This window comes from Streptomyces antnestii (genome assembly GCF_004005495.1).
Classification (GTDB): domain Bacteria; phylum Actinomycetota; class Actinomycetes; order Streptomycetales; family Streptomycetaceae; genus Streptomyces; species Streptomyces antnestii.
In genome coordinates, this window is record NZ_RZYA01000005.1 from 281,135 (window position 1) to 299,297 (window position 18,163).

19 protein-coding genes are annotated in these 18,163 nt (G+C 73.1%); 11 read left to right on the top strand and 8 right to left on the bottom strand.

The annotated features are described in order from the left end of the window. Window positions 1–31: 31 nt before the first annotated feature. Window positions 32–892 (bottom strand): 3-hydroxybutyryl-CoA dehydrogenase, encoded by an 861-nt coding sequence (locus EOT10_RS13730; protein WP_127828447.1) that lies wholly within the window; start codon window positions 890–892, stop codon window positions 32–34. Between the two features lie 175 nt (window positions 893–1,067). Here EOT10_RS13730 and EOT10_RS13735 point away from each other — a divergent pair, with 175 nt between their 5' ends. After that, window positions 1,068–2,276: a glycoside hydrolase family 10-like protein gene (locus EOT10_RS13735; protein ID WP_127828448.1), complete on the top strand. Its 1,209-nt coding sequence runs from the start codon at window positions 1,068–1,070 to the stop codon at window positions 2,274–2,276. Between the two features lie 24 nt (window positions 2,277–2,300). Here EOT10_RS13735 and EOT10_RS13740 read toward each other — a convergent pair whose 3' ends face one another. Together EOT10_RS13740 and EOT10_RS13745 are read right to left on the bottom strand one after the other, a co-directional pair. Continuing rightward, entirely contained in the window at window positions 2,301–2,498 is a 198-nt protein-coding gene (locus EOT10_RS13740) for a DUF1918 domain-containing protein (protein WP_127828449.1), read from the bottom strand. A gap of 137 nt (window positions 2,499–2,635) precedes the next feature. Then, a complete protein-coding gene (locus EOT10_RS13745) occupies window positions 2,636–3,652 on the bottom strand; it encodes a DMT family transporter (protein ID WP_127828450.1) in 1,017 nt (338 codons plus the stop codon). Here EOT10_RS13745 and EOT10_RS13750 point away from each other — a divergent pair. The 3 genes from EOT10_RS13750 to EOT10_RS13760 all read left to right on the top strand — a co-directional run bounded on the left by EOT10_RS13750 (window position 3,651) and on the right by EOT10_RS13760 (window position 6,370). Next, the gene (locus EOT10_RS13750) at window positions 3,651–5,102 is read left to right on the top strand and encodes an aminotransferase-like domain-containing protein (RefSeq protein ID WP_127828451.1); all 1,452 of its coding nucleotides are present in this window, start codon (window positions 3,651–3,653) and stop codon (window positions 5,100–5,102) included. The genes EOT10_RS13745 and EOT10_RS13750 overlap by 2 nt on opposite strands. Before the next feature lie 104 nt (window positions 5,103–5,206). Beyond that, window positions 5,207–5,653: a GNAT family N-acetyltransferase gene (locus EOT10_RS13755; RefSeq protein ID WP_127828452.1), complete on the top strand. Its 447-nt coding sequence runs from the start codon at window positions 5,207–5,209 to the stop codon at window positions 5,651–5,653. A 102-nt stretch (window positions 5,654–5,755) separates the two neighbouring features. After that, window positions 5,756–6,370, top strand: a complete 615-nt coding sequence (locus tag EOT10_RS13760) for a histidine phosphatase family protein (protein WP_127828453.1) — start codon at window positions 5,756–5,758, stop codon at window positions 6,368–6,370. A 1-nt stretch (window position 6,371) separates the two neighbouring features. Here EOT10_RS13760 and EOT10_RS13765 read toward each other — a convergent pair whose 3' ends face one another. Continuing rightward, on the bottom strand, window positions 6,372–6,818 hold the full coding sequence (locus tag EOT10_RS13765; protein ID WP_127828612.1) for a DUF6314 family protein: 447 nt from the start codon (window positions 6,816–6,818) through the stop codon (window positions 6,372–6,374). A gap of 108 nt (window positions 6,819–6,926) precedes the next feature. On the opposite strand from EOT10_RS13765, the gene argC reads away from it, so the two are divergent. From argC to EOT10_RS13790, 5 genes are all read left to right on the top strand, one after another. Next, window positions 6,927–7,955 carry an N-acetyl-gamma-glutamyl-phosphate reductase gene (gene argC, locus EOT10_RS13770; RefSeq protein ID WP_127828454.1) on the top strand — a complete coding sequence of 343 codons (1,029 nt, stop codon included), beginning with the start codon at window positions 6,927–6,929 and terminating at the stop codon, window positions 7,953–7,955. A gap of 88 nt (window positions 7,956–8,043) precedes the next feature. Beyond that, on the top strand, window positions 8,044–9,195 hold the full coding sequence (gene argJ / locus EOT10_RS13775; RefSeq protein ID WP_127828455.1) for a bifunctional glutamate N-acetyltransferase/amino-acid acetyltransferase ArgJ: 1,152 nt from the start codon (window positions 8,044–8,046) through the stop codon (window positions 9,193–9,195). Beyond that, window positions 9,192–10,124 (top strand): acetylglutamate kinase, encoded by a 933-nt coding sequence (argB, locus tag EOT10_RS13780; RefSeq protein ID WP_127828456.1) that lies wholly within the window; start codon window positions 9,192–9,194, stop codon window positions 10,122–10,124. The genes argJ and argB overlap by 4 nt, the downstream gene beginning before the upstream one ends. After that, window positions 10,121–11,323 carry an acetylornithine transaminase gene (locus EOT10_RS13785; protein WP_127828457.1) on the top strand — a complete coding sequence of 401 codons (1,203 nt, stop codon included), beginning with the start codon at window positions 10,121–10,123 and terminating at the stop codon, window positions 11,321–11,323. Before argB ends, EOT10_RS13785 begins: the two co-directional genes overlap by 4 nt. 17 nt (window positions 11,324–11,340) lie before the next feature. Continuing rightward, entirely contained in the window at window positions 11,341–11,880 is a 540-nt protein-coding gene (locus EOT10_RS13790) for an arginine repressor (protein ID WP_127828458.1), read from the top strand. A gap of 73 nt (window positions 11,881–11,953) precedes the next feature. Here EOT10_RS13790 and EOT10_RS13795 read toward each other — a convergent pair whose 3' ends face one another. From EOT10_RS13795 to EOT10_RS13810, 4 genes are all read right to left on the bottom strand, one after another. Further along, on the bottom strand, window positions 11,954–12,928 hold the full coding sequence (locus tag EOT10_RS13795; RefSeq protein WP_127828459.1) for a bile acid:sodium symporter family protein: 975 nt from the start codon (window positions 12,926–12,928) through the stop codon (window positions 11,954–11,956). A gap of 140 nt (window positions 12,929–13,068) precedes the next feature. Further along, on the bottom strand, window positions 13,069–13,761 hold the full coding sequence (locus EOT10_RS13800) for an FAD:protein FMN transferase (RefSeq protein ID WP_127828460.1): 693 nt from the start codon (window positions 13,759–13,761) through the stop codon (window positions 13,069–13,071). 31 nt (window positions 13,762–13,792) lie between these two features. After that, window positions 13,793–14,284 (bottom strand): FMN-binding protein, encoded by a 492-nt coding sequence (locus tag EOT10_RS13805; RefSeq protein ID WP_127828461.1) that lies wholly within the window; start codon window positions 14,282–14,284, stop codon window positions 13,793–13,795. A gap of 8 nt (window positions 14,285–14,292) precedes the next feature. Beyond that, window positions 14,293–15,660, bottom strand: a complete 1,368-nt coding sequence (locus EOT10_RS13810; RefSeq protein WP_223280963.1) for a ferredoxin reductase family protein — start codon at window positions 15,658–15,660, stop codon at window positions 14,293–14,295. A gap of 211 nt (window positions 15,661–15,871) precedes the next feature. Here EOT10_RS13810 and EOT10_RS13815 point away from each other — a divergent pair, with 211 nt between their 5' ends. Beyond that, complete coding sequence (locus EOT10_RS13815; protein WP_127828462.1) at window positions 15,872–16,621, top strand: response regulator transcription factor; 750 nt, start codon at window positions 15,872–15,874, stop codon at window positions 16,619–16,621. A gap of 56 nt (window positions 16,622–16,677) precedes the next feature. After that, the gene (locus tag EOT10_RS13820) at window positions 16,678–18,150 is read left to right on the top strand and encodes a sensor histidine kinase (protein ID WP_127828463.1); all 1,473 of its coding nucleotides are present in this window, start codon (window positions 16,678–16,680) and stop codon (window positions 18,148–18,150) included. Window positions 18,151–18,163: the final 13 nt, after the last annotated feature.

An 18,163-nucleotide genomic window follows, 5' to 3' on the forward strand; every position in this document is an offset into this window, starting at 1 on the left:
ATCAGGCTTACTGGGATCACGTGTACCGGCATCACGTGTACTGGTAGAAGCCCGAGCCCGTCTTGCGGCCGAGGCGGCCCGCGTCGACCATCCGCTGGAGCAGCGGGGGAGCGGCGTACAGGGGCTCCTTGTACTCGGCGTACATGGAGTCCGCGATGGAGACGATCGTGTCGAGGCCGATCAGGTCGGAGAGCTTGAGCGGACCCATCGGGTGGGCGCAGCCCAGCTCCATGCCGTTGTCGATGTCCTCGCGGCTCGCGATGCCGGACTCGAACATCCGGATGGAGGACAGCAGATACGGCACCAGGAGCGCGTTCACCACGAAGCCCGAGCGGTCCTGGGCGCGGATCGCGTGCTTGCCGAGGATCTTCTCGACGAGGGCCTGGGCACGGCTGATGGTGCCCTCGGAGGTGGTGAGCGCGGGGATCAGCTCGACGAGCTTCTGGACCGGCGCCGGGTTGAAGAAGTGGATGCCGATGACGTGGTCGGGGCGCGAGGTCGCCACGGCCAGCTTGACCAGCGGGATCGAGGAGGTGTTGGAGGCCAGGATGGCGTCCTGACGGGTGACGACCTGGTCGAGGACCTGGAAGATCTCCGTCTTGACCTGCTCGTTCTCTACGACGGCCTCGATGGTGAGGTCCCGGTCGGCGAACTCCCCGAGGTCGGTGGTGAAGCTCAGGCGGTCCAGGGTCTCGGCCAGTTCGGCTTCGCTGATCTTGCCGCGCTCGGCCGCCTTGGAGAGGGAGTTGTGCAGCCGGGTACGGCCGATCTCCAGGGCCTCGCCGGTGGTCTCCGCCACCATGACGTCCAGACCGGCGCGGGCGCAGACCTCTGCGATCCCGGCTCCCATCTGGCCGCAGCCCACCACTCCGACGCGCTGGATGTCCCCCATAGGGTCGGTCACCTCGTGCCTTTCGCTGTTCTCCGGCCGGCAGGACCCCCGGGTTCCGGCGCCTGCCTCGGCCCTGCACGTTACTCGGAACCTCCCCGATGCGGCGGCCCGGGTCGGGCATGCTGTCCCCAGTGCGGCCCGGGACGGCTGGGCCTGTTGGCCAGGGGGTGTACGGATGAGGCATTTGTCACGCAGGGGCTTCACGGTGGCGGCGGCCGCCGCGCTGACCGGGCTCGCCGCGGGTGACGCGGTGGCGGCGCCGTCGGGCGGCGCCCCGGTGGCCCACGACATGCGGGGCATGTGGGTGGCGACCGTGGCCAACCGGGACTGGCCCTCGAAGCCGGGCCTGAGCGCGGCCCAGCAGCGCACGGAGCTCATCGCCATGCTCGACACCGCGGTGAGCCGCCGCCTGAACGCGGTCGTCTTCCAGGTGCGGCCGACGGCCGACGCGCTGTGGCCGTCCCCGTACGAGCCGTGGTCGGCGGTCCTCACCGGGACGCAGGGCAAGGACCCCGGCTGGGACCCGCTCGGCACGGCCGTGACGGAGGCGCACCGGCGCGGGCTCGAACTGCACGCCTGGTTCAACCCCTACCGCGTCGCGAACCACACGGACCCGTCCCGCCTCGCGGCCACGCACCCGGCCCGCCTGCACCCCGACTGGGCCGTCCCCTACGGCGGCAAGCTCTACTACAACCCGGGCCTGCCCGAGGTGCGCCGCTTCGTGCAGGACGCGATGCTCGACGCCGTCCGCCGCTACGACATCGACGCCGTCCACTGGGACGACTACTTCTACCCGTACCCGGTGGCCGGCCAGGTCTTCGACGACGACGCCGCGTACGCCGAGCACGGCGGGAACTTCGCTGACCGGGACGCCTGGCGGCGCGACAACACCGACCGGCTCGTGCGCGAGATGGCCACGAGCGTGAAGGAGATCAGACCGCGCACCCAGTTCGGGATCAGCCCCTTCGGCGTCTGGCGCAACGCCGCGACGGACCCCCTCGGCTCGGACACCCGCGCGGGCGTCCAGACGTACGACGACCTGCACGCCGACACCCGCAGGTGGGTGCGCGAGCGCTGGATCGACTACATCTGCCCGCAGCTCTACTGGAACATCGGCTTCGCCGCCGCGGACTACGCGAAGCTCGTCCCCTGGTGGTCGGACGTCGTACGCGGGACGGGGGTGCGCCTCTACGCGGGTGAGGCGCTCTACAAGGCGGGCGATCCGGCGCAGCCCGCGGCCTGGCAGGACCCGGCCGAGCTCTCCCGCCACCTCACCTTCACCGAGCGCTTCCCGCAGGTGCGGGGCCATGTGTTCTTCTCGGCGACGGAGGTGGGCGCCGACCGGATCGGTGCCATGGCCCAGGTGGTCGACGACCACTACTGAGCCGCGGACCACCCCTGGGAGGTGTTACTGGGAAGCCGGCTCCTCGTGCTGCACGACAGAGTCGGGGCCCGGTGACATCACCGTCTCGTGGCCGTCCTGGAAGCGGACCCGGAACGGCGGCTCGCCGTCCTGGCCCATGACTTCGACGATCTCGGCGACCCGGTCGTGCTCGCCCACGGTCCTGCCGTGAACCCGCAGATGGTCGCCCTTGGTGGCATGCATCGTGAGTGACCTCCTCGTCCCTCGTCGACCCGTATCTGACCCGTATCTCAAGAGTAGGACCGGGGCCCGGGGTTGGGGACCCTGAACGGGCCCCTCAGCGGGCCCCTCAGTGGAGGGACTCGGGCGGGGGACGGCGGTCAGGTGCGGGCGCGCTGGGTGACGGCGATGCACACGAGGACGGCGGCCGCGGTCAGGGGCGCGGCGGGGGAGAGGTGCTCACCGAGCAGGAACACCGACCAGACCAGGGTGAGCAGTGGCTGGGCCAGCTGCAGCTGGCTCGCCTTCGGTACGCCGATCACGGCCATGCCGCGGTACCAGACGACCAGGCCCACGAACTGCGAGCCCGCGGCCACCCAGAGCACCCCCGCCACGGCGTGCCCCGTCAGGTGGAGGGGCTCGTGGGTCAGCGCGACCAGCGCTCCCGGGACGGTGAGCGGCAGACACATCACGAGTGCCCAGCCGACGACCTGCCACCCCGGCATGACGCGGGCCAGCCAGCCGCCCTCCGTGTAACCGGCGGCGCAGATGAGAAGCGCGCCGAAGAGGTACAGGTCGGCCGTCGTGAGCGTGCCGCCGCTCTGCTGCACGGTGAACGCGATCACCGCGGCGGCGCCCGCGCACGCCGCGATCCAGAAGCTCCGCGAGGGCCGCGCCCCCGTGCGCAGCGCCGAGAACAGGGCGGTCGTGAGCGGCAGCAGTCCGACGACGACGGCGGAGTGCGCGGTCGTGGCCGTCTCCAGGGCGAGCGTCGTCAGCAGCGGGAACCCGAGCACGACACCCGTGCCGACGACCGCGAGACCGGCCCAGTGGCGGCGCTCGGGGACGGGGACGCGCAGCGCGAGCAGACAGGATCCGGCGATCACGGCGGCGAGGACGCTGCGCACGGTGACGAGGCTCCACGGCCCGAAGCCTTCGAGACCCCAGGCGGTGGCGGGGAAGGTGAGCGAGAAGGCGGTGACACCGAGCGCGGCGAGGACGGCTCCTCCTCGCTTGGCCTTTTTGGTGAGCGAGCCGTTCCGGGTGAGCGAGCCGTCCCGGGCGTCCCGGGTGGGGGAGGGCCGCTGCTCGGGGCCCGGCGTGGGGCCCGGTGCAGGGCTCGCGCCGGTGGTGACTGCTATCCCGGTGCGGGTGGTAGCGCTATTCTCTGTCCTCATGCATGAGCGTAGCAGTGTGGGAGAACTGGCTGAGCGGTTGCGCGGAGAGCTGGATCGCTACTCTCCTGGTGGAAAGCTGCCGTCGAGCCGGGCGCTCGTGGAGCGGTTCCGGGTGAGTCCGGTGACCGTGTCGCGCGCGCTCGCGCAGCTCGCCGCGGAGGGTCTTGTCGTGACGCGCCCGGGCGCCGGGGCGTTCCGCGCGGAGCCCCGTGCCGCGGCGCGGCCGTCCGGTGACACGTTCTGGCAGGAGCTCGCCCTGAGTGCTGACTCCGCGACGGAGCTGGTGCCGAGGGCCGTGGACGCCTCAGGTGTCCTCGTCACTCTCGCCGCCCCGCCGCCCGGCGTCGTCGAGTTCAACGGTGGCTATCTGCACCCCTCCCTCCAGCCGGAACGCGCCATGGCCGCGGCCCTCGCCCGCGCGGGCCGTCGCCCCGGCGCCTGGGGGCGGCCCCCGATCGACGGCATTCCCGAACTCCGCGAGTGGTTCGCGCGCGGCATCGGCGGCGCGATCACCGCCGCCGAGGTGCTCATCGCGTCCGGTGGCCAGTCCGCCCTGGCCACCGCGCTTCGCGCGCTCGCCCCGCCCGGTGCCCCCGTCCTCGTCGAGTCGCCCACGTATCCCGGCATGCTGGCGATCGCGCGTGCGGCGGGGCTGCGGCCGGTGCCCGTGCCGGTCGACACGGACGGGGTGCGTCCCGAGCTGCTCGCCGAGGCGTTCCGGGCGACGGGGGCGCGGGTGTTCGTGTGCCAGCCGCTGTTCCAGAACCCGACCGGCGCGGTCCTGTCCGCGCGGCGGCGCCCCGAGGTGCTGCGGATCGCGCGCGAGGCCGGGGCGTTCGTCGTCGAGGACGACTTCGTACGCCGCCTCGTCCACGAGGACGCCGGACCGCTGCCGAGGCCGCTCGCCACCGACGACCACGACGGCGTGGTCGTCCATGTGTGCTCCCTGACCAAGGCGACCTCGCCCAGCTTCCGTATCGGCTGCCTCGCCGCGCGCGGCCCGGTCCTCGAACGGCTGCGCGCGATCCAGGTCGTCGACCACTTCTTCGTGCCGCGCCCGCTCCAGGAGGCCGCGCTCGAACTCGTCGGCTCGCCGGCCTGGCCACGCCATCTGCGCACCGTGGCCACGGACTTGAAGGCGCGCCGCGACACGATGACGGCGGCCTTGCGCGCCACGCTGCCCGAACTCGCGGTGGCGCACGTGCCGTTGGGCGGCTATCAGCTGTGGGCGCGGCCGCCCGACGGCACGGACGAGGCGGCGCTCGTCGCGGGGGCGCTGCGGGCGGGGGTCGCGGTCGCGCCGGGGCGCCCGTACTTCTCCGCCGAGCCGCCGGCGCCGCACATCCGGCTGAGTTTCGCGGCGGCCGCGGGGGCGGCGGAGATCACGGAGGGCGTGCGCCGGCTGCGGGCCGCGTGCGACGAGGTGCTGGGGGAGGGCGTGCGAGCGTAGGTCGGTGGGCGGAGGCCGGTTGAGCGGGGGCCCGCGCCCCCGATGGGGCCCTCGCGCCTGAAACCCGCTCGACGGGCACGGGCCCCACCTGCGAATGTCCCGTCATGACCGACGTACCCACCGCCCCCGCGCTCCCCGACGGCTACGAGATCTCGGCCGACGCCGCCCGCGTCGACGCCGCCCGCGTGCACCGCTGGCTCTCCACGGACGCCTACTGGGCGCTGGGCAGGACCCGCGAACACCAGGACCGGGCGATCGCCGGATCGCTGAACTTCGGGGTGTACGACGCCGCTTCGGGCGAGCAGGTCGCGTACGCCCGCGTCGTGACGGACCGCGCCACGTTCGCCTGGCTCTGTGACGTCTACGTGGACCGCGCCGCCCGAGGCAAGAGCCTGGGCACGGCCCTCGTCGCCGCCGTCCGCGACCACCTGGAGCCGTACGGCCTGCGCCGCATCATGCTCGCCACGCAGGACGCGCACGGGGTGTACGAGAAGGTGGGCTTCGCGCCGCTCGCCGAACCGGACAACTGGATGGCGCTCGTCCTTCGGTGAACGGGCCGGCGGGGCGGCACGGCCTCCGGCCCACCCCCTCCGTCCCGCATACGCCCCCGGCAGGTCTTGACCCCGGCCCCGGCGCACCCCCACGATCGCCGCATGTCCGTTCGCGTGACGCTTCTCGCCGCCGCGCGCAGCGCCTCGCTGCTCGCCGAGCGCTTCGACGACGACCGGCCCCTCGACCACACCGGGTGGCACGAGGTGCAGCTGGCCTCGCCCGGGCTCGTGCCGCTCGCCGCGGCGGAGCTGCGGTACTGCGCGCCCACCGCGCGCAGCCGTGGCACCGCGGAGGCGCTGGGTCTCGCGCCGCTGGCCCAAGTCGCCCTGCGGGACTGCGACATGGGCCGCTGGCGTGGCCGTACGCTCGCCGAGGTGACGGCCGTCGAGCCGGGTGCCGTCGACGCCTGGCTGCGCGACCCGCGCTCGGCGCCGCACGGCGGGGAGTCGCTGCTCGCGTTCATCTCCCGGGTCGGCGACTGGCTCGACACCCGCCCGCGGGCCCTCGGCCTCGACCGGCCGGGCCAGGCCCCGTCGCCCGACGGCACCGCGAGAGTCGTGGCGGTCGCCGAGCCGGCGGTCGTGCGGGCGGCGCTCGTCTACGCGCTGAAGGCGCCGCCGTCGACGTACTGGAACCTCGACGTGCGCCCCCTGTCGACCGCCGTCCTCAGCGGGCACGCGGGGCGCTGGAGCGTGCGGCTCGACGCGGCGGTCTGAGTCAGGCGGTGCGCGTGTACGTCGTGGTGAGGACGAGGTCCTTCGCCGGCCCCCGCACCCGCCACTCCATCCGCCACGCGTCGGGCCCGGCCACCTCGAACTCGCCGCGGTAGAGGTCCGCCGCGCAGGGATGGTCGGCCGTGTGGCGGCCGGTACGCAGGTCGAGCCCGTGGAAGAAGCGCCCGTCGGAGAACCGCACGACGGCCGTCCCCGGCACCTCGCCCAGCAGGAAACGCAGCGTGCGCGTGGCGGCCCTCGCGGCCCCCTGCCACACGAAGGTCCCCGCCTCGTGATGCAGCAGCCCGCCCCCGGCCTCCTCGCGGGTGAAGTCCGTGGTCCCGGAGAAAGTGCCGGCCGTGCCGTCACCGAGGTCACGCACCGTCCGCTCGACACCCCACCGCCCGGCCAGATAACCCAGCACATCGGCAACCGGCCAGGGCCCGCCCATCACATCCATCACGGCCCCGAGCGTAGTCCCGAGCGCAGTCCCGCGATCATTCGCGTTGCATAAACGTGCATGCAGACGTATAGTCATGCCATCCAAGAGGAGGGTTCCATGGCGGTACGCGTAGCAGTGGCAGGAGCAAGCGGATACGCGGGCGGAGAGCTGCTGCGTCTGCTGCTCGCTCATCCCAATGTGGAGATCGGCGCCCTGACCGGCAACTCGAACGTGGGGCAGCGCCTCGGCGCGCTCCAGCCGCACCTCGTGCCGCTGGCCGACCGCGTCCTGGAGCCGACGACCGCCGAGGTGCTCTCCGGCCACCACGTCGTCTTCCTCGCGCTGCCGCACGGGCAGTCCGCCGCCGTCGCCGAGCAGCTCGGCCCGGACACGCTCGTCGTGGACATGGGCGCCGACTTCCGGCTGAAGGAGCCGGGCGACTGGGAGAAGTTCTACGGCAGCTCGCACGCCGGTACGTGGCCCTACGGACTCCCCGAGCTGCCCGGCGCCCGCGCCGCGCTCGAGGGGACCAAGCGCATCGCGGTGCCCGGCTGCTACCCGACCGCCGTCTCTCTCGCGCTGTTCCCCGCGTACCAGGCCGGGCTCGCCGAGGCGGAGGCCGTGGTTGTCGCCGCGTCCGGCACGTCCGGCGCGGGCAAGGCGCCCAAGGCGCACCTCCTGGGCTCCGAGGTCATGGGTTCCATGTCCCCGTACGGCGTGGGTGGCGGCCACCGGCACACCCCCGAGATGATCCAGAACCTCAGCGGCGCCGCCGGCGTCCCGGTCTCCGTGTCCTTCACGCCGACCCTCGCGCCGATGCCGCGCGGCATCCTCGCCACGTGCAGCGCCAAGGCGAAGCCGGGCGTCAGCGCCGAGAGCCTGCGCGCCGTCTACGAGAAGGCCTTCGCCGACGAGCCGTTCGTGCACCTGCTCCCCGCGGGGCAGTGGCCGGCGACCGCCTCCGTGTACGGCTCGAACGCCGTGCAGGTGCAGGTCGCGTACGACTCGGCGGCCGGGCGGATCATCGTGATCAGCGCCATCGACAACCTCACCAAGGGCACCGCGGGCGGCGCCCTCCAGAGCATGAACATCGCCCTCGGTCTGGAAGAGACGACCGGGCTTTCTACGATCGGAGTCGCTCCGTGAGCGACGCACGCGTGGCCGCCGGGCCGCAGACGTATACGAAGGCCGCGCCGCTGCGCCACGCGGGCGGAGAAGCGAACAAGGAGTCTCAGTGAGTGTGACGGCAGCCAAGGGATTCACGGCCGCGGGCATCGCCGCCGGGATCAAGGAGAACGGCAACCCGGACCTGGCCCTCGTGGTCAACAACGGGCCGCGTCTGGCCGCCGCGGGCGTCTTCACCTCCAACCGCGTCAAGGCCGCCCCGGTCCTGTGGTCCGAGCAGGTCCTCAAGGGCGGGCTCGTCTCCGCCGTCGTCCTCAACTCCGGTGGCGCCAACGCCTGTACGGGACCGAAGGGCTTCCAGGACACGCACGCCACCGCCGAGAAGGCCGCCGAGGTCCTCGGCCTGAACGCGGGCGAGGTCGCCGTCGCGTCGACCGGCCTCATCGGCGTACTCCTCCCCATGGACAAGCTCCTGCCGGGCGTGGAGCAGGCCGCCGAGGCGCTGTCGGAGCACGGGGGCGAGAAGGCCGCCATCGCCATCAAGACCACCGACTCCGTCCACAAGACCGCCGTGTACGAGGGCGACGGGTGGACGGTCGGCGGCATGGCGAAGGGCGCCGGCATGCTCGCGCCCGGCCTCGCCACCATGCTCGTCGTCCTGACCACGGACGCCGACCTCGAAGCGGACATCCTCGACAAGGCCCTGCGCGACGCCACCCGCGTCACCTTCGACCGGGTCGACTCCGACGGCTGCATGTCGACCAATGACGCCGTGCTGCTCCTGGCGTCCGGCGCCGCCGAAGTCACCCCCGAATACGCCGAGTTCGCCGCCGCCGTGCGCACCGTCTGCGACGACCTCGGACGCCAGCTCATCGGCGACGCGGAGGGTGCCAGCAAGGACATCAGGATCGACGTCGTGAACGCCGCGACCGAGGCCGACGCCGTCGAGGTGGGCCGCTCCATCGCCCGCAACAACCTCCTCAAGTGCGCCCTCCACGGCGAGGACCCCAACTGGGGCCGGGTGCTCTCGGCGATCGGCACGACGTCCGCCGCCTTCGAGCCCGACCGCCTGAACGTCGCCATCAACGGCGTCTGGGTCTGCAAGAACGGCGGCGTCGGCGAGGACCGCGACCTCGTCGACATGCGCTACCGGGAGGTCGTCATCACCGCCGACCTCGCGGCCGGTTCCGAGACCGCGACGATCTGGACGAACGACCTGACCGCGGAGTACGTCCACGAGAACAGCGCGTACAGCTCATGAGTACCCGTAAGCACAACGCGCTGCCCAAGGCGCAGATCCTCATCGAGGCGCTGCCCTGGCTCACCCGGCACCAGGGCAAGACCGTCGTCATCAAGTTCGGCGGCAACGCCATGATCGACGAGGACCTCAAGGCCGCCTTCGCGCAGGACGTCGTCTTCCTGCACCACGCGGGCCTCAAGCCCGTCGTCGTGCACGGCGGCGGCCCGCAGATCAGCAAGGCGCTCGACCGGCACGGCATCGTCAGCGAGTTCAAGGCGGGCCTGCGGGTCACCACCGAGGACGCGATGGACGTCGTACGGATGGTCCTGGCCGGACAGGTCCAGCGCGAGCTCGTCGGCCTGCTCAACCAGCACGGCCCGCTCGCCGTCGGCCTCACCGGCGAGGACGCGCACACCATCACCGCCACCAAGCACCAGCCCCGCATCGAGGGCGAGCTGGTCGACATCGGCCGGGTCGGCGAGATCACCGAGATCGACACGGGCGCCATCGAGGCGCTCCTCGCCGACGGCCGTATCCCGGTCGTCTCCTCGATCGCCCGCTCCCAGGACGATCACCATGTCTACAACGTCAATGCTGATACGGCGGCTGCGGCTCTTGCTGCTGCGCTCGGCGCCGAGACCCTGATGGTCCTGACCGACGTCGAGGGCCTCTACGAGGACTGGCCGAACTCCGACGAGGTCATCAGCAGGCTCACCGCCAGTCAGCTGGAGAAGCTCCTTCCCGAGCTGGCCAGCGGCATGGTGCCGAAGATGGAGGGCTGTCTGCACGCCGTGCGCAACGGGGTGACGACCGCCCGCGTCATCGACGGCCGGGTCCCGCACTCGATCCTGCTGGAGATCTTCACCGACGAGGGCATCGGCACGATGGTCGTGCCGGACGCGCCCGACGCCGTCGACGTACAGGAAACCGACGTACAGGGGGAGTCATGAGCAACCAGGAGCTGACCGCGCGCTGGCAGGGCGCGCTCATGGACAACTACGGCACCCCGCGGCTGCCCCTCGTCCGCGGCGAGGGCGCCAAGGTGTGGGACGCCGACGGCACGGAGTACGTCGACTTCGTCGGTGGCATCGCGGTCAACGCCCTCGGCCACGCGCACCCGGCGGTCGTCCAGGCCGTGTCCGACCAGATCGCGTCGCTCGGTCATGTCTCGAACCTCTTCGTCGCCGAGCCGCCCGTCGTGCTCGCCGAACGGCTCCTCCAGCTCTTCGGCCGCCCCGGCCGTGTCTACTTCTGCAACTCGGGCGCGGAGGCCAACGAGGGCGCGTTCAAGATCGGCCGCCTGACGGGCCGGACGCACATGGTCGCGACCGAGGGCGGCTTCCACGGCCGGACCATGGGAGCCCTCGCGCTGACCGGACAGCCCGGCAAGCAGGAGCCGTTCCTGCCCCTGCCCGGCGACGTGACGCACGTCCCGTACGGGGACGTCGAGGCGCTGCGGGCGGCGGTCACCGAGGAGACGGCGTTCGTCATCATCGAGCCCATCCAGGGGGAGAACGGCGTCGTCGAGCCGCCCGCCGGCTACCTCAGGGCGGCCAGGGAGATCACCCGGGCCACGGGCACCCTCCTCGTCCTCGACGAGGTGCAGACCGGCGTCGGCCGCACCGGGCACTGGTTCGCGTACCAGGCGGAGGAGGGCGTCGACCCCGACATCGTCACGCTCGCCAAGGGCCTCGGCGGCGGGCTGCCCGTCGGCGCGACCGTCGCGTTCGGCGAGACGGCCGAGCTGCTGAAGCCCGGCCACCACGGCACGACGTTCGGCGGGAACCCCGTCGCCTGCGCCGCCGGTCTCGCCGTGCTCGACACCATCGCGGGCGAAGGCCTCCTGGAGAACGTGAAGCGCGCCGAGGCACGCCTGCGGGACGGAATCGCCGCTCTCGGGCACCCGCTCGTCGGCCGCGTAAGGGGCGCCGGACTCCTGCTGGGTATCGTGCTCACCGAGCCGCTCGCGCCCCAGGTGCAGCAAACGGCTCAGGACGCCGGCCTCCTGGTGAACGCGCCCGCCCCCGATGTCGTACGGCTCATGCCGCCGCTCAACCTCCACGACGACGAGGTGGACACCTTCCTCCAGGCGCTTCCCGGCGTCCTGGACAAGGCCCTCGAAGGGGCCGACGGGGAAGGACGATCCTGAGGAATGGGACGACGACGATGAGTCAGGCGCAGGACAACGAGCACGCAGCGGGACCCGCCGTGCCGCAGACCCGCACCGCCCGCCACCGCCGGATCGTGGACATCCTCAACCGGCAACCGGTGCGCTCGCAGAGCCAGTTGGCGAAGCTGCTCGCCGACGACGGGCTCACGGTCACGCAGGCGACGCTGTCCCGTGACCTCGACGAGCTCGGCGCGGTGAAGATCCGCAACACCGGTGGTGAGCTGATCTACGCGGTGCCCAGCGAGGGCGGTTTCCGCACCCCGCAGGCGCCGCTCGGCGGTTCCGCCAAGGAGGAGCGCATGCGGCGCCTCGCGGGCGAGCTGCTGATCTCCGCCGAGGCCTCGGCGAACCTCGTGGTCCTGCGCACCCCGCCCGGCGCCGCCCAGTTCCTCGCGTCGGCGATCGACCAGGCGGAACTCCAGGTGATCCTCGGCACGATCGCCGGTGACGACACGTTGCTGCTGATCAGCCGCGACCCGGCCGGCGGGCAGGCGCTCGCCGACCATCTGCTGCGGCTCGCCCAGAACGAGCACTGAGCGCACCGCTCTTCACGCACACGCGCCCCGAACCACCCCCCATGGCCGGGGGGTTCGGGGCGCGGTCGCGTTCTCAGGCCTGCTCGGCGCGGCGCGCCCGGTACGACATCCAGGCCGCGACCAGGGCGCCCGACACGTTGTGCCACACGGAGAACACCGCGGCCGGGAGTGCCGCGAGCGGGCTGAAGTGGGCCGTGGCGAGGGACGCGGCGAGCCCCGAGTTCTGCATGCCGACCTCGAACGCCATCGCGCGCGACGACGGCGCCCCGAGCCGGGCCAGCTTGCCCGCTCCGTAACCGAGCGCGAGCCCGAGGCCGTTGTGGAGGACGACGGCGAGCAGGACGAGCCCGGCCGCCGACTTGATCGCGGTCGCGCTGCCCGCGACGACCACGGCCACGATGACGGCGATCGTCAGCGCCGACAGCCAGGGCAGGGCGCCGAGCACGCGGTCGACGTAGCGGCCGAGGGCCAGGCGGACGAGGAGGCCCGCGACGACCGGCAGCAGGACGGTCTTGAGGATGTCCGTGACCATCGACCCCGCGTCCACGGGCAGGAACTCGCCCGCGAGCAGCAGGGTCAGCGGGGGCGTGACGAGCGGGGCGAGCACGGTCGAGACGGTGGCGACGGAGACGGACAGGGCGACGTCGCCGCGCGCCAGGTAGGTCACCACGTTCGAGGCCGTGCCGCTGGGGGCGCAGCCGACGAGGATGACGCCGGCCGCCAACTGGGGCGGCAGGTCAAGGGCGTTGGCGATGAGCCAGCCGAGCCCCGGCATGATCACGTAGTGCGCGACGAGCCCGAGACCGACGGCCCAGGGCCGCTTGGCGACGCCCTTGAAGTCGTGCGGGGTCATCGTGAGCCCCATGCAGAACATCACCACACCCAGCAGGTACGGGACGTTCGTCTTCCAGCTCACGAAGGCGTCCGGCAGGGCGAGCCCGATACCGCCCGCCGCGAGCACGAGTACGGGGAACACGGTGACGGCCAGGCGTGCCGCGCGGTCGCCGGTGTCCGTCGTCGGCCTGGGGATCAACTCTTCGGTCTGCACCGGGTGATGCAACGCCGCCGCCCCGGGTGCCCGCAACCCCGTCTCGTTATGTGGTCCCTACATCTTTGGTCGGGCTCCCAGGCTCCCAGGCTTTCGGGTCTCGGGCTCTCAGAGTCTCGGGCTCTTAGGGGCTCAGGCTCTCAGGGGCTCACCGACCACGTCTCCCCGTCCGCCGTCACCGCGAACGCCGTGACACCGGGCTGCGCCTCCAGCCACGCCCGCGCCTCCGGACCCATCGCGTACGCGGCCGTCGCCCAGGTGTCCGCGTCGGTGAGCCCCTCGTGGACGACGGTCAGGGAGGCGAGACCACCGACGGGCGCCCGCCTGGTGTGCGGGTCGACGATGTGGCAGCCGCGCTCCGCCGGCCCCGACGTGGCGACCGCGACCGCCCCCTGCCGGGACTCGACGACCGCCGCCACCCGACCGGGCCGCAGCGGATGCGCGACGCCCACGCGCCATGGGCCGCCGTGCAGCTGGACGTCGCCGCCGCCGTTCACACAGACACCGGTCGCGCCCGCCGCCAGCAGCCCCTCGGCCGCCCGCTCCACCGCCCACCCCTTGACGAGCCCGCTCGGGTCGAAGCCGCCCGCGTACCCCGTCGTGAACCAGCCGCCGGTGTGCGCCTCGGCCCGCTCGCACAGCCGCAGCACCTGGCGGACCTCGGGCGCGCAGTCCTCCGGCGCGAGTTCGCCCCGGGCGATCCGGCTGACCGCGCTGTCCTCCCGGTACGTCGAGAAGACGGCGTCCACGTGACGCAGCCACGCCTCCGCCTCGTCGAGCGCCCCCGGACCCACGTCCCCGCCGCGCACCGTGATCGAGAAAACCGTGCCCATCGTGTGCACGACCCGGTGTATCTCCGCCGCCTCACCCACGGGCCTGGTCCAGCGCGCTCTGCAGCGACGTCATATAGCCCTCGCTCGTGAACGTGGCACCCGAGACCGTGTCGATCCGAGCGCTCTGGGCGTCCAGGGTCTCCTGCACGAGGGTCGGGACCGAGGACGAGGCGATGTCCTGGCTGCGCCGGTCGCCCGACGGGGTCCTGACGGCGCGGGCGGCGGTGATCTTCGAGCCGACGATCGTGATCTCGACCTGGACGGGGCCGTAACGCGTCTGCACGGTCTCGCCGGTGAGCGTCCGCTTTCCGGAAGCGCTGCCGGAAGCGCTGCCAGAAGCGCCACCGGACCCGTTGCCGGACCCGGACCCGGACCCGGTTCCGCCGGACGCGGCCGGGGGCCTGGTCACGGTCGGGGCCGCCGAGACCGGCTGGGAGTGCGGCTTGAGGGCCAGCGCCAGCGTCGTCACGGAGACGGTCGCGACGCAGGTCAGGACGGTACGGCGGATCGGATGGGCTCTCATGGCGCGGCTCACAGCTCGAAGGACTCGTAGTGGACACGGGAAGCGGGCACCCCGGCCTCGCGCAGGGCGTCGTACGAGGCGAGCGCGAGGCCGTGCGGCCCGCACAGGTACACGTCGTGGGACGCGATGTCCGGGAGCATCCGGCGCAGCCCGTCCGCCGTGACGTCCGGCCGGGTGCCGTCGGCGTCGTTCAGCACATACACCAGGCGGGCGCCGCGGCCGGCGGCTATCGACTCCAGCTCGCCGCGCAGCGCCAGCTCCTCGGCGGTGCGCGCCCGGTAGAGCAGCGTCAGATCGCCCGGCGCCGCCGGCAGCGTCTCGAAGAGCGTGCGCAGCGGCGTGATGCCCGTGCCGCCCGCGAGCAGCAGCACCCGGCGCGAACGCCGCAGCCCCGCCGTGAGCGCCCCGTACGGCCCCTCCGCCCACACCCGCGTGCCCCGCGCCAGGCCCGCGACGGACGCGCTGTGGTCGCCGAGCGCCTTCACCGTGATCCGCAGGAACCCGCCGCGTGGCACCGCCGACAGGGAGTACGGGTGCGAGGCCGCCCACATGCCGGGCGCCAGGAAGCGCCAGCGGAAGAACTGGCCCGGCTCCGCGCCCAGGGCTTCGAGGCGCCGCCCGCTCACCCACACCGACGTCACCCCCGGCGCCTCCCGCACGACGGCCTCGACGCGCAGCCGGTGCCGGACGTTGAGCCGCACCGGCACGAGGACCCGGAACCACAGCACGAGCGCGGCCACCCCCAGATAGAGGGCGTACCAGGCCGCGCGGGCCGCCGCCCCACCCGCGAAGTCGGCCCCGAGCGCCAGCTGGTGCCCGAACGCGAGGAAGATCGCCGCGTACGTCAGGACGTGCAGGTAGTACCAGGTCTCGTACCGCATCCGGCGGCGCACCGCCCGCGCCGACACGAAGCCCACCAGCAGGAGCACGGCCGCGCCCACCGTGCCCTTCAGCATCTCCGGGTAGTCGAGGACGATCGTGCCGAGCTCCGACACCGGGTCGCTGCGGCTCTGCGCCGCGTAGCCGAGAGTGATCAAGATGATGTGGCCGGCGAGCAGACCGACCGTCCAGCGGCCGGCCGACGCGTGCCAGCGCGCCGTCCTGTCGCTGCCGAGCCCCTTCTCCAGAAGCGGCACACGCGCCATCAGGGCGACGAGGAGCGCGCACATGTAGCCGCACATCAGGCCCATGATCCGGCCCGCCCCCGTCAGCCACCCGTCGGCGCCGGACACCACGCCCGTGCCCTGCCACCACAGGGCGAGCACCGCCACCCCGCCCGCGCCCGCGACGGCCAGCAGCGGCACCGCGGGGGAGCGGCGGCGCGCCGGACGCGGGGCGCGGTGGCTCAGCGGCGGGGGGCTGTGCGTGGTGGTCACCGGAGCGGCTCCCTCTCGGATCGGGGTCGGGCGGGCCGGACAGAACGCAACTCTGCGGCCCGAACCTCTGAGCGGGCTCTGAACGGGAGCCGAGCGGGCTATGAACGGGAGCCGAGCGGGCTCTGGGCGGGCTCTGAGCGGGCGCCGAACGCCCGGCCCTGCCCGGTCCTCAGAGCGAACTCACAGCAAACCGAGAGACTCTTGAGGCGAGATGAACGAACATCCCGCACTGACGAACGAACGCCCCGCACTCACCCGCCCCGACGGCACCCCCGTGCGCGTCCTCGTCGTCGACGACGAACCCGACATCGCCGAGGTCGTCACCGGCGTCCTGCGCTACGAGGGCTGGGACGTCCGCACGGTCGGGACCGGCCGCGACGCCGTGCGCGAGGGACGCGACTTCCAGCCCGACGCCGTCGTCCTCGACATCATGCTGCCGGACCGCGACGGCCTGTCGGTCCTGCGCGAGCTGCGCGCCGCGCAGCCGCACGTCTGCGTGCTCTTCCTCACGGCCCGGGACACCGTCGAGGACCGGGTCGCCGGCATCACGGCGGGCGGCGACGACTACGTGACCAAGCCGTTCAGCCTGGAGGAACTGGTCGCCCGGCTGCGCGGCCTCCTCCGCCGCGCCGGCATGACCAGGGAACTCGCCGAGAGCGCGCAGCTCACCGTCGGCGACCTGGTCATGGACGAGGACGCCCGCGAGGTCACGCGAGACGGCACGGGCATCGACCTGTCGCCCACCGAGTTCGAGCTCCTGCGCTGCCTGATGCGCAACCCCCGCCGCGTCCTCAGCAAGACCCAGCTCCTCGACCGCGTCTGGTCCTACGACTTCGGCGGCCAGGCCCACGTCGTCGAGCTGTACGTCTCCTACCTCCGCAAGAAGATCGACGCCGGCCGCGAACCCATGATCCACACGGTGCGGGGCACCGGGTACGTACTGAAGCCGGCCGGCCGATGAAACCCCCGCGTACGCCGCGTACGCCGCGTACGCCGCGTACGCCGCGTACGCCGCGTATGCCGCGCGTGCCCCGCGTCCTGCGCACCCTGCGCGCCCGCCTCACCGCCGGGCTCGTCCTGCTGCTCGCGATCAGCTGCGCGGCCGTCGGTGTCGCCGCCGTCGTAGAGCTGCGGGGCTTCCTCACCGGACGGCTCGACCAGCAGCTCCACGAGGCGGGCAGCGCCCTGCCCGCCAGCCTCGAACACGGCGGCCGCACGCCCGACGACCACGACGGGGACGAGCACGCCGACACCCGCCGTCAGGCCACAGGCACCCTCGGCGTCCGGCTCGTCGACGGCTCCGTCACCAGCGCCGCCGTCGTGCGGGCGGGCGCCGACCCGGCCGACCTGGGCGTGCGCCTGTCCGACGCGGACCGCGAAACCCTCGCCCACCTGCCCGTCGACGGGCAGGGGCACACCGTCCGCCTGTCGGCCCTGGACCACTACCGCGTCGCGGCCTTCACGGGGAGGGACGGCGACGTCCTCGTCACGGGCCTGCCGACAGAGCCCGTGGAAGCCGCCGTGCACCGCCTCGAACTCGTCGCGGCGGGCGTCTTCGGGATCGCGCTGGCCGCCACCGGCGTCGCCGGCGCCCTCTGGGTGCGCTGGTCGCTGCGCCCGCTGAGCCGGGTCGCCGCCACCGCAACCCGCGTCAGCGAACTGCCGCTCGCGAGCGGCGAGGTGGCCCTGCCGCCGCGCGCCCCCGAGTCCGACCCGCGCAGCGAGGTGGGCCAGGTGGCCTCCGCCTTCAACCGCATGCTGGGCCACGTCGAGGATGCGCTCACCCGCCGGCACGCCTCCGAGGAACGCCTGCGCAGCTTCTCCGCCGACGCCAGCCACGAACTGCGCACTCCCGTCGCCTCCATCCGCGGCCACGCGGAACTCGCCCTGCTGCACCGGGGCCCCGTACCCGCGGAGGTCCGCCGCGCACTGGAGCGCATCGCCGCGGAGTCCGGACGGATGGGCGGCATGGTCGAGGACCTGCTCCTGCTCGCCCGCCTCGACGCGGGCCGCCCCCTGGAACGCGAACCCGTCGACCTCACGCGCCTCGTCCTCGACGCCGTCACCGACGCGCGGGCGGCGGGCCCGGACCACCGCTGGGCCATGGAACTCCCGGAGGAACCGGTCACCGTCACGGGCGACGCGCACCGCCTGCACCAGGCCGTCGCCAACCTCCTGGCCAACGCCCGCCTGCACACCCCGCCCGGCACCCTGGTCACCACCCGCATCGAGACCGACGCATCCGGGGTCGCGCTGTCGGTACGGGACGACGGCCCCGGCGTCCCGGAGGAGATCCAGGACGGGATCTTCGAACGCTTCACCCACGGGGACCGGCCCCGGACGGCCGGGGCGGGCGGCGGCACGGGCCTCGGCCTCGCCATCGTCACGGCGGTCGCGGAGGCCCATGGCGGGACGGCCACCCTGAGCAGTGAGCCCGGTGCGACGGTGTTCACGGTCCGTCTGCCGGACGCGCCCTCTCCGTCTCAGTAGCGGGTGATCGCCT